Raw genomic sequence first — 14,631 nt, forward strand, 5'->3', positions numbered from 1 at the left:
CAGTATGCCGTGGCCCGGCCCCTGGACCGCCTGCGGGGACCGGTCTGGGCTCAGCTCACCTTGTGCAGCACCAGCGGCGTGGCGTTGCCGCCGGCCACCGAGTAGCGGAGGTTGCCGTCCGGCTGGAGGTCGAGGATCCGCTCGCCGTTGCTGCCGCACTGCATGTTGTTGCTGTCGGTCAGCCGTGAGGTGTAGCGCAGTTGGGTCTTGGCGACGGTGGTGAGGGTCCAGGCCCCGGAGCAGTACCCGCCGCCGGATCCGGTCAGCCGGACCTGGGCGGCGAAGGTGTAGCCGATCCAGCTCTCGCCCACCAGCACGGAGAGCTTCCCCTTGCCGTCGGCGCCCGCGTGCTCGGCCTCCCAGGTGCCGAGGAAGGCGGGCGGGACGACGCTGGGCGGCATCGAGCGGTCGGACGGCTCCGGGGACGGGGTGGTCGGATCGCCGGTCTCGGGCGGGGCCGCCGGGGGTGTCGTGCCGGCCGCGGGCGCCCCCGCGACGGGCGGGTTGGTCGTGGCGCTCGCCGACGAACCGCCGCCCGCCGAGGAGGAGCCGTCGCTGTCGCCGTTCCCCAGTCTGACGATCCCGTAGCCCACGAGCGCCACCGCGACGACCCCGGCGGCCACCAGCGCCGCCAGTCGGAGGCCACGCCCGCGCCGCTCGGTCGGGGCGGTGGGCACGGCCGTGGGCCTGGCGGGGGCTACGGGGCCGGACCGCACGGGGTAGCCGTACGGGACGGGCTGCGAGTGCGCGGGCCCGGGCGGGACGGGGGCGCTGACGGACGGCTGGTAGCGGCCGGTCGGGGCGGAGGTGGCCGGGGCGGCGGGTATCGGGGCGGCGGTCGGTATCGGCGGCACGACCGGTGCGGGAGGGGCAGCGGCAGGGGCCGGCGCGTCCGACTCCAGGTCGAGCAGCTGGACCGCCGCCCGGCCGACCGCCGCCGACAGTTCCGCGGACAGCCAGCTGCTGCGGCCGAGCCGGGCGCCCGCCGTGCCGTCCGGGTCGAGCTGTGAGCGCAGCTGCTCCGGGGTGGGCCGGGCGGCCGGGTCCTTGGCCAGGCAGCCGAGGATGACGGCGCGCAGGGACTGGTCGAGCGCCGCGAGGTCGGGCTGCTCGTGCAGGACCCGGTAGATCAGGACCGCGCTGCCGACGCCTTCGCCGAACGGCTGGCGCCCGGTGGCGGAGAGCGCGAGGACGGCACCGAGCGAGAACACGTCGCCGGCGGGTCCGGCCGGCCGGCCCTGGGCCTGTTCGGGGGACATGTAGCCGGGCGAGCCGATGACGTGGCCGGTCTGGGTGAGCTTGGTGGTGGCGTCGAGGGCGCGGGCGATGCCGAAGTCGATCAGCCGGGGGCCGTCGAGGGTGAGCAGCACGTTGGACGGTTTGACGTCGCGGTGCACCAGGCCCAGCCCGTGGACGTGGGCGAGCGCCTCGGCGAGCCCGACGCCGAGCAGGCGGACGGTCGCCCCGGGGAGCGGCCCGTGCTGGTGGACGGCGGAGGAGAGCGAGGGCCCGGCGACGTAGCCGGTGGCGACCCAGGGCTGCGGGCCCTCGGTGTCGGCGTCCAGGACGGGCGCCGTCCAGGCCCCGCCGACCCGGCGGGCGGCGGCGACCTCATGGCGGAACCTGGCCCGGAACGTTTCGTCCCGGGCCAGTTCGGGGCGGACGGTCTTCACGGCCACGGTCCGCCCGCCCGGGGTCCGGCCCAGGTAGACCTGGCCCATTCCGCCCGCCCCGAGCTGCCGCAGCAGCCGGTAGTCGCCCAGGTGTCTCGGGTCGTCAGGACCCAGTGGCTGCATGGCCGCGCTCCCTCGGGGGTCGGTAGGTCGGAGCTGACGCTACCGGTCCGGGGAGCGCGGCGGGGGTCGAAGACGATCACGGGCCGGAAAGACTGCCGACCGCGGCCAACTCCCCTGCTGGGAAGAGGTGTCAGGGACCCGTCGAGTCGGCGCCGTCCACCCCGTCCGACCCCGGCTCACCCGTCCCGTCCGGCTCGACGGGACTCGGCGTGCCCGCCGTGACCCGCAGCAGTTCGTCGTACGTCATCGGCACGACGGTGTGCGGGTGCCCGGCGGCCGCCCACAGCACCTCGTACTGCCGCAGCGCGGTGTCGACGACCGTACGCAGCGGGGCCGGGTGCCCGGTCGGGGCGACGCCGCCGATGGCCTGGCCGGTGGCCTCGCGGACCCGGTCGGCGGCGGCCCGGGTGATCGGGCCGGTGCCCAGCCGCTCGGCCAGGTAGCCGGTGTCGACCCGGTGGGCGCCGCTGGTCATCACCAGCAGCGGCTCCCCGTCGCAGAGGAAGACCAGGCTGTTGGCGATGGCCCCGACCGCACAGCCGAGGGCCGTCGCCGCCTCGGCCGCGGTACGGGCGGAGTCGGGCAGGACGACGATCTCACCGGGCACGCCGGCCGCCGCCAGCGCCTCGGCGACCGCCAGGCTGCGGGCGGGGAGGGAGGACGACGAGGAAGGAGAGGAGGAAAAGGAAGAAGGGGAGGAGGTCATCGGCTCATCATGCCTACGCCCATGAGGCTCGCTCATGCCATTTCCGCATGAGACTTGCTCATGACGCCCGGTATGAGACCTGCTCCATGACCTACCGCCATGAGACCTGCTCATGACCCGCCCCCATGAGACCTGTTCATGAGCCGCCCCCATGAGACTTGCTCATGACCGCGGCTCATGAGTCCCCCTCATACCCTCCCGCTCCCCGGCGCCGCCCCGGCCGGCCGCGCTGAGCACCGCCCGGACGCCCGCAGTGAGGACGGAGGCGTCCCGTCCGGCGCCCCACACCACCCGGCCGTCGACCCGGGCCTCGACGTAGGCGACCGCGTCCGGCCCGGAGCCGACCGCGTGCTCGCTGAAGGAGAGGATCTCCACCCCGACGGCGTCGGCGACCGCGTCGAGCGGTCCGGCGCCGGTGCCCCGCTTGCCCTCGACCTCGGCCCAGTCGTCACCCACCCGCCAGGCCCATGAGGAACTCTCATCGAGGTACTCCGCCCGGAACAGTCCGTACAGTTCCTCGCCCGTCACCTCCCGCCCGCTGTCGTCGGTCGCCTCCTGCACGACCCGGGCGAAGTCGATCTGCAGCCGCCTCGGCAGTTCCAGTCCCGCCCCGGCCTGCAGCAGGTAGGCGATCCCGCCCTTGCCGGACTGGCTGTTGACGCGGATCACCGCCTCGTAGTCCCGTCCGAGGTCGGCCGGGTCGATCGGCAGGTACGGCACCGACCAGGGGGCTTCCCGCTCCGGGACGCCGAGTTCGGCGGCGGTCCTGGCGTGCTGCGCGAAGCCCTTCTTGATGGCGTCCTGGTGGGTGCCGGAGAAGGCGGTGTGCACCAGGTCCCCGGCGTAGGGGTGCCGTTCGTGGACGGGCAGCCGGTTGCAGTGTTCGACGGTGCGTCGGATGGCGTCGATGTCGGACAGGTCGAGCATCGGGTCGACGCCCTGGGTGTGCAGGTTGAGCGCCAGGGTGACCAGGTCGACGTTGCCGGTGCGTTCGCCGTTGCCGAACAGGCAGCCTTCGACCCGTTGGGCCCCGGCCAGTACCGCGAGTTCGGCGCAGGCGACGCCGGTGCCCCGGTCGTTGTGGGGGTGGACGGAGAGGATGACCGCGTCGCGCCGTTCCAGGTGCCGGTCGACGTACTCGATCTGGTCGGCGTAGACGTTGGGCGTGGCGATCTCGACGGTGGCCGGCAGGTTGTGGATGACGGGCCGGTCGGGGCTGGCGTCCCACAGCCGGGTGAGCCCGTTGCAGACCTCCAGGACGTAGTCGGGTTCGGTCAGGTTGAACACCTCGGGCGAGAACTGGAACCGCAGGCCGTCCCGGCCCTCCCCGAGCCGGGCCATGTGGGTGGCGGCTTCGGTGATCAGGGCCCGGACCTGGGCCCGGTCCCGGCCGAGGACGACGTCGCGCCAGAGCGGCGCGGTGGCGGTGTAGAGGTGGACGACGACGCGCGGCAGCCCGGCGACGGCTTCGAAGGTCCGCTCGATCAGGTCGGCGCGGGCGGCGGTGAAGACGACGACGGTGACGTCCTCGGGGACGGCTCCGGGGGTGGTGGCGAGCCGGCGGACGAAGTCGAAGTCGGTACGGCTGGCGGAGGGGTAGCCGACTTCGATCTCCTTGAAGCCCATGGCCAGGAAGAGGTCGAACATCCGCTGCTTGCGTGCCGGGTCCATGGGTTCGGCGAGCGCCTGGTTGCCGTCCCGCAGGTCGACGGGCACCCACAGCGGGGCCCGTTCGGTGCGCCGCCCGGGCCAGCGCCGGATCAGCGCGGGGACGTGGACCCGTTCGTGGGCGGGTCGGTAGCGGTGGGAGGGCATGGTGCCGCCGCGTTGCGGGTTCCAGGCGGGGGCGTCGGCCGGGACGGGCCCGGCGGGGGCGTGCAGGGTCCGCGTGGCCTGCGGAGCGGGCAGGGTCTGCGCGGCCTGCGTGGCGTGCGGAGCGTGCGGGGTCGGGATGTTCATGCGACTTCCTCATGACGCGTACCGGTGACCGGCAGGACGGCGCCCCGCAGCGGGGTGCCGGTCCGGTCACGCCCCGCTGCGGCCACCAAGAAGAAGGCCTCCCACGGGGAGGATCCACGGCTGCATGCCGGGTAGAGTAACCACGACAGAAGTCCTCAGACAACCTGACAGGTGAGCTCGATGACCCCGCTCCGTCCCTCCCCCCTCGCCGAACAGGCCGCCGCGCGGATCGAGGAGCAGATCGGGGCCGGGCAGTGGCCGGTGGGCGGGAAACTGCCGGGCGAGGTGGCGCTGGCCAAGGAGCTGGGCGTCGGCCGCTCCACCGTCCGGGAGGCGCTGCGCACGCTCGCCGCGGCCGGGATGGTGCAGAGCCGCCAGGGCTCCGGGGTGTTCGTCACCGCCGACCGCCCCACCGGGGACTGGCCCGCCCGGCTGCGCCGCGCCGAGCTGGCGCACGTCTACGAGGTGCGGACGATGGTCGAGGTGCAGGCCGCCCGACTCGCCGCCACCCGCCGCACGGCGGCGGACCTGACTGCCCTCGACGCCGCCCTCGCGGCCCGCCACGCGGCGGGCGGGGCCGATGACGCCGCCTTCGTGGACGCCGACATCGCCCTGCACACCGCCCTGGTGGCCGCCGCCCACAACCCCGTCCTGGACGACCTCTTCGCCCAGTTCGCCCCGGTCCTGCGGGAGCAGCTGGTGGCCCTGGTCGGCCTGTTCGGCATCCGCGCCGAGGACCCGAACCAGGGCTACGACTCGCACGCCGCCCTGGTCCGCGCCGTCCAGGACGGCGACCCGGAGGCGGCCGGCCGGGTGCTGGCCGCGGAGCTGGAGGCCACCCGCTCCCGCCTCCTCGCGGACTGACGGACCGCCGCACCGCGTGAACGCGGACCGGCGCCCGGCCCGTTGAGCCTGGTGGAGCGGGTCTCGACCGGCCCCCGGCACGGCGTCACACAGTTTTCACACGGAGGCCACCTACGCGCCGTGAGGACCGTTGACACTGTGTCAAGCAAGTCTGAAGCAGCCTGCTCCGCATACGCACGGTCGGCGATCCCAAGACCTTGTGATCAATGCGTGCACAAGCACCGCTCAGGCAGCGAACGGGCTTTCACTCCAATCACACGGTATGACTAGTATCGCTTCGTCAAAAAAGCCCGTGCCCGGACGGCCCGCCCCTTGTAGGCCGGCCGCCAGTCCCTAGGAGTCTGCTCTGCGCGCGCGTGCGAATCGGCGGCCCCCGACGCCGAAGGGCCCCCGCAGGCGTCCACGCCTGTCCCTGCGGACGGCGCTGCTCGTCCTGGCCGTCGTCCCCAGCCTCGCCCTCGTCCTCCTCTGGGCGGTCACCAGCGGCGAGACCGTCTTCGACTTCCAGCGGCAGGCCGCCCAGGGCCTCCTGGCCCAGAAGGCCGGCCAGCCGTCGAACATCGTCTACTACAACCTCCAGGAGGAGCGCCGGCTCAGCGCCGAGGCGCTCGCCCGGCCCGGCGCCAACGCCGACCAGCTGCGCCGCCAGCGGCAGTCGACCGACGACGCGGTGCGCCAGTTCCAGACCCTGTCCGGCGAGACCGCCGACAGCGCGCCCGCGGAGGTGCGCACCGCCGTCGCCGAGGCCCGCCAGGCCATGGGCAAGCTGGCCGAGCAGCGCGCCGCCGTCGACCGCGGCGCCGTCGACCAGCAGACCGTCTACACCTACTACACCGACCTGATCGCGGTGGACCTGCGGCTGTTCACCGCGCTCAGCCACGTGGACACCGGCGAGGTCACCTGGATCTCCAAGACCCTGGTCAACGCCTTCTGGGCGAAGGAGATGCTCGCCCGCGAGGACGCCCTCCTGGCCCGCGGCTGGCCCACCGGCCGGCTGAGCACCGCCGACTACCAGGCCGTCCAGCAGGCCGTCGGCGCGCAGGACCACCTGCTCACCGTCCAGGTCGTCCCGTACGTCCCGGACGGCGAGGCGGCCGCCTGGCACGACCTGATGAACAGCCCGGCCTGGCAGGCCAAGGCCGCCGTCGAGCAGCAGCTGACCAGACCCACGGCCGCCGAGGCCAACGGCACCGTCAGGCTGCCGGCCGCCCAGGACCAGTGGCGGCAGGCCCTCGACCAGGTCAACCCGGCCCTGGTCAAGGCGATCGAGACCCGCACCAGCGGCATCGTCGAGGTCGGCAAGGGCACGATCCTGGACCTGCTGACCCGGGTGGTGCTGACCACCGTCATCGGCCTGATCACGGTCGTCGCGGTGGTCATCGCCTCCTGGCGGCTCAGCCGCTCGCTGCGCCGCCGCATCAAGGAACTGCACACCCAGGCCGAGGAGATGCAGCGCACCCTGCCCGAGGTGGTCGAGCGCCTCGGCCGCGGCGAGCAGGTGGACGTGGAGGCCGAGACCCGCAGCATCACCGCGGGCGCGGACGGCACCGGCCCGGACGGCACCGGAACGGGCGGCAGCGGCACCGGCACCGGCACCGACGGCAAGAGCACCGGCACCGACGAGCTGGCCCGGCTCGGCCAGGCGCTCAACCTGGCCCGCGCCTCCGCCCTGAAGGCCGCCGTCGGCCAGGCCGAGCAGCACCGCGGCTTCGAGCGGCTGCTGCAGCGCATCGCCCGCCGCACCCAGCTGCTGATCGGCCGCCAACTGCGCAAGCTGGACGAGCTGGAGCGCAAGCACGAGGACCCGGAGGTCCTGGAGGGCCTGTTCGACCTCGACCACCTGACCGCCCGGCTGCGCCGCTACGAGGAGAACCTCGTGATCATGGCCGGCGGGCAGCCGCAGCGGCGCTGGCGCAAGCCCGTCCCGCTGCTGGACGTGCTGCGCGCCGCGCAGGGCGAGGTGCAGGACTACCGCCGGATCATGCTCGACGTCGAGGGCCACCCGTGGCTGTCCGAGCGGGCGGTCGGCCCGGTCGCGCACGTGCTCGCCGAGCTGATGGAGAACGCCACCACCTTCTCCAAGCCGCCCACCCCGGTCGAGGTCCGCGCGGCCATGGTCGGCCGCGGCCTCGCGATCGAGATCGAGGACCGCGGTCTGGGCATGGACCCGGAGCAGTACGACGCGGCCAACGAGCTGATGAGCCGTCCGCCGCGCACCGACGTGCTGGCCCGGGCCGACGACATCCGCCTCGGCTTCCACGTGGTGGCCCGCCTCGCCTCGCTGCACGGGCTGAGGATCGAGTTCCGCCCGTCGGCCTTCGGCGGCACCCGGGTGGTCGTGCTCGTCCCGGACGAGCTGGTCATCGACGGCGACGCCGGACTGCCGGACGGCGCCCCCGCCACGGCCGCCGAGCCCATCCCGCTGGTGCGGCGCTCGCGCCGGACGGTGCGCTCCGCCTCCGACGAGGTGCCCGCCCAGGTGCAGCCCGGTCCGCCGGTCGCGCCGGTGGAGGCCTTCGGGCCGGGCGGACTCGGCCAGGACGGCTTCGGGCCGCTGGCGGCGCCGGTGCCCCTGCCGGTGGCGCAGCTGCCGGAAGCCCCCTCCCCCGTGGCGCCCTTCCCCGTGGCCCCGGCACACCAGGCCCCCGCACCCCAGGCCCCGGCCCACCAGCCCCCGTACCTGCCGGAGCCCGTCCAGGAGGCCTACCCGCCGGTGCCGGCGCCCCCCGCGCAGCAGGCCGTCCGGCCCGCACAGCCCCTCGCGCAGGCCTACCGGCCCGAGCAGCCCCTCGCCTCCGAGCACCCCGTGGCCCCCGAGCAGCCGATCGAGCACAGCTCGCCCGCCGAGCCCGGGCCCGCTCTCACGCCGGCGCCCACGCAGGCGCCCGCGCAGGCCCACGAGACCCAGGCGTACCCGGACATCGCCTACGCCCGGGTCACCGAGGCCGAGGCCCCGTACGCGGACGAGCAGTACCGCCCGGCCGACCACTACCGGCTGGCCGAGCGGCGCGGCAGCCGGGAGTACCCGACCTCGGTGCCGTACAGCCCGGCCGAGGGCGGTCAGCCGCCGCTGCCGCAGCGGGTGCGGCAGGCCAGCCTGGCCGCCGAGCTGCGGGTGCCGCCGCCGGCCCGCCCGCAGTGGGTCGAGCCGACGGCCGGGGCCACCCCGTCGGCCGAGGGTGCCGCGCCGCCTGCGGGCCCGTTCCAGCGCCCCGAGCGCCCGGTGCGGCGTTCGGGTGCGGCGATCGGCGCCTTCCAGCGCCAGTCCCGCGCCGCCCGGGCCCAGGACAGCGGTGAGCACCGGCTGCCCGACGCCCTCATCAGGCCGGTTCCCCCCACGCCCGCCGGTCCCCCGGCTCCCGCACCCGCTCCCGGCCCCTCCCCCTGGGCCGAGCTGCCTGCCGCGGATTCCCGAATCACACGAACGGATGAAGAGTCATGAACCGTACGATCGCCACCCACCAGGACCTGGACTGGCTGCTGGACGGACTCGTCGACTCGGTGCCCGGGACCATGAACGCCGTCCTGCTCTCCGACGACGGCCTGGTGGTCAGTCACTCCCGCACCATCGAGCGGGCCGACGCCGAGCGCCTGGCCGCCGTCGCCACCGGCCAGCAGAGCCTGGCCCGCGGGGTCGGCCAGCTCTTCGACGGCGGGCCGGTGCACCAGGTGATCGTGGAGCTCGCCGAGTGCTGGCTGTTCATCATCGCCGCCGCGCAGGGCACCCACCTGGCCGTGGTCGCCTCCCAGGAGGTGGACGCCGAGGTGATGTCGGTGGCGATGCACACCCTGGTGCAGCAGGTCGGCCAGAAGCTGACCACCCCGGCCCGCAACGAGAGCGCCCCCGCCTCCTTCGACGTCTTCGCCGCCCGGAACCGGGGCTGACCAGGGTGGGCCCGTACGGGAACGACGCCCGGGGGGACGGCCGGGACAGCACCTGGGACGGCCGGGACGACGTCCGAGACACCCGCGGCACCCGAGACGACCGCGACACCCGCGACGACCGCTGGCGCCGCGGCGAGGTGCCGCACTGGAGCGAGCTGGAGGAGGAGGACGCGGAGGACGAGTCGGGCAGCATGGTCCGCCCGTACACGATCACCCGCGGCCGGACCGCCCCCGAGCGGGACGACCTCACCCTCATCACCGTGCTCACCACGGTCGAGGAGGAGGCCGCCGCGGCCTTGGCGCGGGGCAGCCGCGCCGGTGTCCGCGGCCTCCAGCCCGAGCACCGCATGATCCTCGAACGCTGCCGCCGCCCGGCGGCCGTCGCCGAGGTGTCGGCCGGCCTGGACCTCCCGGTCTCGGTCACCAAGATCCTGCTGGGCGACCTGGTCGCCCAGGGCCTGCTGAGGGCCCGGGCACCGCTGTCGGTGGCCCGCGCCGCCGGGGGCGTGGACCTCGGCCTGCTCACGGCCGTACGCGAAGGACTCCGGAGACTCTGAAGATGGCAACACCCCACGCCGCCACCGGCGCCCCTGGCGCCGCCACCTCCCCCACCTCTCCCACCGCCCCCGCAGCCCCGGCCGCCGTGAAGATCCTGATCGCGGGCGGTTTCGGCGTCGGCAAGACCACCCTGGTCGGCTCGGTCAGCGAGGTCACCCCGCTGCGCACCGAGGAGTACCTGACCCGGGCCAGTGTCGGCGTCGACGACCTGTCCGGTGTCGACCAGAAGGACACCACCACCGTCGCCCTGGACTTCGGCCGGATCACCGTCAGCCCGGAGCTGGTCGTCTACCTGTTCGGCACGCCCGGGCAGGAACGTTTCTGGTTCATGTGGAACGACCTGGTCAACGGCGCGCTCGGCGGGATCGTCATCGCCGACACCCGCCGGCTGGAGAGCAGCTTCGCCTCGATCGACTTCTTCGAGAGCCGGGGCATCCCGTTCGTGGTCGCGATCAACTGCTTCCACAACACCAACACCCGCACCCCCGACGAGATCCGGGCCGCGCTCGACCTCGACCCGCAGGTGCCGATGCTGCTCGGCGACGTGCGCGAGCGCGTCTTCGGGCGGGACCTGCTGCTCGCCCTGGTCGACCACCTGATGGAGCTCGCCTCCGTCGCCCCGGTCGGCTGAACCCGGCTGCCCGCTGGCCCTCCCGTCCGCTGACCCGCTGAACCGCATCTCCCTGGGAGCACCACCATGACCACACCCCTGCGCGTCCTCGTCCACGGCGGCGGCATCGGCGGCCTCACCCTCGCCACCGCCCTCGCCCGGCGCGGCCACCACGTCGACGTCGCCGAGCTGCGCGAGCGGCTGGAGGCCCTCGGCGTCGGCATCATCCAGCCCTCCAACGCCCTGCACGTGATGCGGGAGATCGGCGTCCTGGACGACTGCCTGGCCGACGGCTTCGAGTGGGAGGTGCTGACCGTCTGCGACCCGGCCGGCGCCACCCTCGCCGCGATCCCGCAGCCGCGGATGGGCGACGCCCCGGCCGCCAACGGCATACCGCGCCCCGCCCTCGCCCGCGTCCTCGCCGACGCGGCCGCCAAGGCTGGCGCCACCGTCCGCTTCGGCACCACCATCGCCTCCGTCACGGACGACGGCGAGGGCGTCGACGTCACCCTCACCGACGGGCACACCGGCCGCTACGACCTGGTCGTCGGCTTCGACGGCATCGGCTCCCCGCTGCGCAGGCACCTGTACGGCGAGGCGTACGCCCCCGAGTACACCGGCTTCGCCAACTGGCGGGTGACGCTGCCCCGTTCGCCCGAGGTGCGGGGCGTGGTGATGTCCACCGGCAACCTCAAGGCGAAGGCACTGCTCACCCCGATCAGCACGGACCTGATGTACCTGGGCTCGGTGTTCGCCGAGGCCGAGGACTTCCGTCCGGACCCGGAGCACGCCCACGAGCAGCTGCGCGAGCGGCTGACCGGCTTCGGCGGCCCGATCGCCGAAGCGCTCGCCCAGGTCACCGACCCGGCCTCCGTGGTCTACTCGCGGATCTCCCAGGTCACCGTCGAGCAGCCCTGGCACGTCGGCCGGATCGTGCTGGCCGGCGACGCCGCCCACGCCTCCACCCCGCACCTGGCCCAGGGCGCCGCGATGGCCGTCGAGGACGCGCTGGTCCTCGCGCAGAGCCTGGACGCGGCGGACGGCGTCCCGGCCGCCCTCACCGCCTGGGAGGAGCGCCGCCGCCCTCGCGCCATGTGGGTCCAGGCCCTGTCCCACGCGATCCTCAAGCAGGAGACCGGTACCCCGACCACGGCGGAGGAGGACGAGCTCCTGAAGGTCGGCATCCCCGGCGCCGCCCACGTCCTCGTCCAGCCGTACTGAGCGTGACGGGCTGAGCGTGACGGCTTGAGCCCCCGGGCCCGTACGGACGTCGTCCGTACGGGCCCGGGGTTCATGACCACCCCGCCCGCACTGGCGATCTTGATGGTGGTTTAGTTCTCCCCTGTGATTCGAACTGCCCTCAGACGAGGCGCGGGAGCGGTGGTCTGCGCCCTCCTGCCCGCACTGCTGCTGACCTCGTGTTCCTCCGGCGCCTCCACGGCGAGCTCCACGGCGAGCTCCACGGCGAGCTCCTCGCCGTCGCCTTCCCCGGCCGCCGCCACCGCAACGGCAACGGCCCCTGCGACACCCGCGGCGGCTGCCTCCACCTTCACGAGCAAGCCGGGGCCCGGCAGTGCGCTGGCCGCCGCGGTGGCCCTCACTCCGGCCGATTGGGGCGACGGCTACAAGAGCAATGAGTACGCAGAGGACTCCAGGCCTGTGTATTACCAGCTCGACGCGTCGTGCAAGTACCAGTTGGTGGACCCGCCGCCGAGCCTGACCGGGCAGATGACCCGGAACGTGAACCTCCCGGTCGCCGGCGATGCCACGAAGTACCTCGCCTCCGGTACCACGACCGTGAGCGTCTTCACCACGCCTGCCGGCGCCCTCAACTACCTCACGTCCGCCAGGGCGGACACCAAGCGCTGCCCGACCAGCTACGTCCAGGACCAAGACGTCCCCAACAAGGGCCTCCACGAGATTCCCTTCACCGACTTCACCGGCGCCGTCGACCAGGTCTACGCCGAGGAGGGGCAGCGGGAGGGGAACGACGACATCCTGAACCCGTACATCTATCTGGTCGCCACCAAGGGCTCGGTGGTCCTCACTGCCTTCGCCTACGGCGAGACAGGGCAGACGGAGGCCCAGACCGAAGCGCGCGCACGACACGCGCTCACCGTGATGGCCGCGAAGCTCAGCCGCCAGTAAGCGGGAAACGGGCCCGGTGGTCACCAGAGTTCGATCAACTGCAGGGCCCGCAGGCCGAGCCAGCTCGCCAGGGCCACCGTGACCGCCAGCCCGAGGCCCGCGAGGAGGGCGGAGTGCGCCGCGAGCCGGGACCGCCAGGTCATCGTCCGGCGGCGCAGCCCCGAGGAGGTCAGCGCGGTCCGCACCGCGCGGGCCACCTCGGTGGTGTTCGGGTCCACCGCCGCCCCCGGGCCGGCGTTCGCAAACCAGCCCGACCAGCCCGAGCGCCGCGGGCCCACCGGGAACACCCGGGGCGTCCAGGCGTCGTCGAAGACGATGACGGTGGAGACCCACTCGCCTCCCGCGCCCAACTCGCCCGGCGGCAGGGGCTCCGGCAGGTACGTGTTCAGCCGGGCCGCCAGCGCCGATTCTCCGCCCGGCAGCAGCAGGACCAGCTTCCGCGCGGGCTGGGTGGTCCGCACCTGCTCGACCTCCCACCACAGCCCGTCCCCCTGCCCCAGGCGCAGCACGATCAGCTGGGACAGGTCCATCAGCCGCAGCACGGTGGGCTTCCAGTCGTCCAGCGGCAGGTAGAACCGCGCCGCGCCGAGCTGCGGCAGCCGCTCCCCCGGCCGGCCGACCGCGATCACCGGGCCGATCGCCCCCAGGGCGCTCGCGAGCTGTTCCTCCCGGGTGTGGAGGGTGAGATCCGCCCCGTCGTCCAGCTGGACCGGGCCCTCGTCGTCCCCGAAGCTGCGCAGGTAGAGGACGGGCCGGCAGCCGCTCAGCAGCAGTGCCCGGGCCGCCGGTCGCACCGCGTACGGGCGGGTGCGGCGCAGGATCAGCAGAGCGGCGATCACGGCCGCCACGCCGCCGAGGAGCAGCGGGATCCGTAGCGCCGGGGGCATCGTGTGACCGTGCCGCCCCGAGGCGTGGACGGCACCGGCCCCGCAGCCGAACAGCAGCAGGCCGAGGCCGTTGGCCACCCGCCGTGCCCGCTGCCACGGCGGCCGGGGCGGGACGTACTGGCTGACCACGCGCACCAGTTCGGCAGCGCCCGAGCGGCGGAGGTGACGCAGCCACAGGGCCGGGCCGAGGAGGAGCAGGGCGAACAGCCCGCACCAGAGCGCGGCCCCCGCTTCGAGGGCCGCCGTCCCGGGACTTGCCGTGCGGTCACCGGCCGCGCTGACGGCCAGGTGCAAGGCGACGTAGGCAGCGGTGACCGCGAGCACGGTGACCAGTCGGGCGAGACTCCGCAGGCGCGACGACACTTCGGCTCACCCCCAAGCGATCCCCGGCAGTGTGAGCGGACGCCTATGGTTCGTACCGCACTTGACCGGTCGTCATGCTCACGGGAACGGGTGAATGTCGTGGCGTCTCCTCCACACCGCCGCCGACACCCGGGCCAGCAGGCGTGCGGCAGGGTCGGTACGGTCGGCGCCGGAGGCCAGCGGACCGGTGTAGCAGACGGCGAGCAGGTACGGCGGGCAGTCCCGGGGGTGGACGAGGCCGACGCAGTGACGGGCGCCGGTGATCCAGCCGTTCTTGAAGGCGATCCGGGTGCCCGGAGGCAGGCCGGCGGCGAGGTCCACCCGGAAGTCGTTCTCCTCCAGCAGACCGAGGAGTTCCGGCTCCTCCGCGAGGGAGTGGAGCAGCCGGACGAGGTCGCGGGCGCTGACCACGTTGTTGACGCCGGCCGCCCGCGCCGCGTAGTCCTCGATCCCGCGCGGAGTGCAGCTGCGGGTGGCCCCGGCGCGGCGCCAGACGTCGGCGACGGCCTGCGGGGTGGTGCGGGAGAGGCAGAGATTGGTGGCGAGGTTCGAGGAGTGGGTGATCATCCGCTCCGCGAGCAGACTCAGCGGGACGTGGGTGCCCAGCAGCTCCCAGGGCAGCGGGTCGCTGTCGTAGTCCTGGTTGTTGCCGAACTCCCCGCCGACGGCCGACTCGAACCGGTTCACCACCGGAACGTCGGCGGCGAGGTTCACGCCGTTACGCCAGAGCGCCGCGAGCACGGCGACCTTCATCGTGCTCGCAGCGTCGTGCAGGACGTCCGGGTTGCGCACGAACACCGGCTCTGCATTGTCTGCCCAGGGGGCCACCACCACGGAGAGCATGGAGGAAGGGTA

At 73.9% G+C, this 14,631-nt stretch carries 12 protein-coding genes; 7 read left to right on the forward strand and 5 right to left on the reverse strand.

Translation table 11 applies throughout. The annotated features are described in order from the left end of the window. Positions 1-50: 50 nt before the first annotated feature. From IE332_RS05635 to IE332_RS05645, 3 genes are all read right to left on the reverse strand, one after another. Positions 51-1,796, reverse strand: coding sequence for a serine/threonine-protein kinase (locus IE332_RS05635; protein WP_189913952.1), 1,746 nt, complete (start codon positions 1,794-1,796; stop codon positions 51-53). 130 nt (positions 1,797-1,926) lie between these two features. Further along, a complete protein-coding gene (locus tag IE332_RS05640; protein ID WP_189913953.1) occupies positions 1,927-2,502 on the reverse strand; it encodes a YbaK/EbsC family protein in 576 nt (191 codons plus the stop codon). A gap of 162 nt (positions 2,503-2,664) precedes the next feature. Further along, positions 2,665-4,461 (reverse strand): 2-isopropylmalate synthase, encoded by a 1,797-nt coding sequence (locus tag IE332_RS05645; protein ID WP_189913954.1) that lies wholly within the window; start codon positions 4,459-4,461, stop codon positions 2,665-2,667. A gap of 180 nt (positions 4,462-4,641) precedes the next feature. Between IE332_RS05645 and IE332_RS05650 the strand changes: the two genes are divergently transcribed. From IE332_RS05650 to IE332_RS05680, 7 genes are all read left to right on the forward strand, one after another. Continuing rightward, positions 4,642-5,325: a FadR/GntR family transcriptional regulator gene (locus IE332_RS05650; protein ID WP_189913955.1), complete on the forward strand. Its 684-nt coding sequence runs from the start codon at positions 4,642-4,644 to the stop codon at positions 5,323-5,325. Positions 5,326-5,758: 433 nt separating this feature from the next. Next, complete coding sequence (locus tag IE332_RS41780; protein ID WP_268256535.1) at positions 5,759-8,767, forward strand: nitrate- and nitrite sensing domain-containing protein; 3,009 nt, start codon at positions 5,759-5,761, stop codon at positions 8,765-8,767. After that, positions 8,764-9,210, forward strand: a complete 447-nt coding sequence (locus IE332_RS05660) for a roadblock/LC7 domain-containing protein (protein WP_189913956.1) — start codon at positions 8,764-8,766, stop codon at positions 9,208-9,210. Before IE332_RS41780 ends, IE332_RS05660 begins: the two co-directional genes overlap by 4 nt. 5 nt (positions 9,211-9,215) lie before the next feature. Beyond that, on the forward strand, positions 9,216-9,767 hold the full coding sequence (locus tag IE332_RS05665) for a DUF742 domain-containing protein (protein WP_373313675.1): 552 nt from the start codon (positions 9,216-9,218) through the stop codon (positions 9,765-9,767). Positions 9,768-9,769: 2 nt separating this feature from the next. Beyond that, on the forward strand, positions 9,770-10,399 hold the full coding sequence (locus IE332_RS05670) for a GTP-binding protein (protein WP_189913957.1): 630 nt from the start codon (positions 9,770-9,772) through the stop codon (positions 10,397-10,399). Positions 10,400-10,465: 66 nt separating this feature from the next. Further along, positions 10,466-11,599, forward strand: a complete 1,134-nt coding sequence (locus IE332_RS05675) for an FAD-dependent monooxygenase (RefSeq protein WP_189913958.1) — start codon at positions 10,466-10,468, stop codon at positions 11,597-11,599. 438 nt (positions 11,600-12,037) lie between these two features. Then, complete coding sequence (locus IE332_RS05680) at positions 12,038-12,526, forward strand: hypothetical protein (RefSeq protein ID WP_189913959.1); 489 nt, start codon at positions 12,038-12,040, stop codon at positions 12,524-12,526. A 20-nt stretch (positions 12,527-12,546) separates the two neighbouring features. Here the strand turns inward: IE332_RS05680 and IE332_RS05685 are convergent, their stop codons facing one another. Together IE332_RS05685 and IE332_RS05690 are read right to left on the reverse strand one after the other, a co-directional pair. Continuing rightward, positions 12,547-13,776 carry a transferase gene (locus IE332_RS05685; RefSeq protein WP_189913960.1) on the reverse strand — a complete coding sequence of 410 codons (1,230 nt, stop codon included), beginning with the start codon at positions 13,774-13,776 and terminating at the stop codon, positions 12,547-12,549. Between the two features lie 78 nt (positions 13,777-13,854). Continuing rightward, positions 13,855-14,619, reverse strand: a complete 765-nt coding sequence (locus IE332_RS05690; protein ID WP_189913961.1) for a serine hydrolase — start codon at positions 14,617-14,619, stop codon at positions 13,855-13,857. Between the last annotated feature and the right edge of the window lie 12 nt (positions 14,620-14,631).

The organism is Kitasatospora xanthocidica, assembly GCF_014656195.1.
GTDB lineage: Bacteria > Actinomycetota > Actinomycetes > Streptomycetales > Streptomycetaceae > Kitasatospora > Kitasatospora xanthocidica.

Coding starts and splice junctions, on each gene's coding strand:
- IE332_RS05640 (WP_189913953.1), bottom strand. CDS start 2,502: ATGACCTCCTCCCCTTCTTCCTTTTCCTCCTCTCCTTCCTCGTCGTCC.
- IE332_RS05690 (WP_189913961.1), bottom strand. CDS start 14,619: ATGCTCTCCGTGGTGGTGGCCCCCTGGGCAGACAATGCAGAGCCGGTG.
- IE332_RS05650 (WP_189913955.1), top strand. CDS start 4,642: ATGACCCCGCTCCGTCCCTCCCCCCTCGCCGAACAGGCCGCCGCGCGG.
- IE332_RS05675 (WP_189913958.1), top strand. CDS start 10,466: ATGACCACACCCCTGCGCGTCCTCGTCCACGGCGGCGGCATCGGCGGC.
- IE332_RS05670 (WP_189913957.1), top strand. CDS start 9,770: ATGGCAACACCCCACGCCGCCACCGGCGCCCCTGGCGCCGCCACCTCC.
- IE332_RS05635 (WP_189913952.1), bottom strand. CDS start 1,796: ATGCAGCCACTGGGTCCTGACGACCCGAGACACCTGGGCGACTACCGG.
- IE332_RS05660 (WP_189913956.1), top strand. CDS start 8,764: ATGAACCGTACGATCGCCACCCACCAGGACCTGGACTGGCTGCTGGAC.
- IE332_RS05645 (WP_189913954.1), bottom strand. CDS start 4,461: ATGAACATCCCGACCCCGCACGCTCCGCACGCCACGCAGGCCGCGCAG.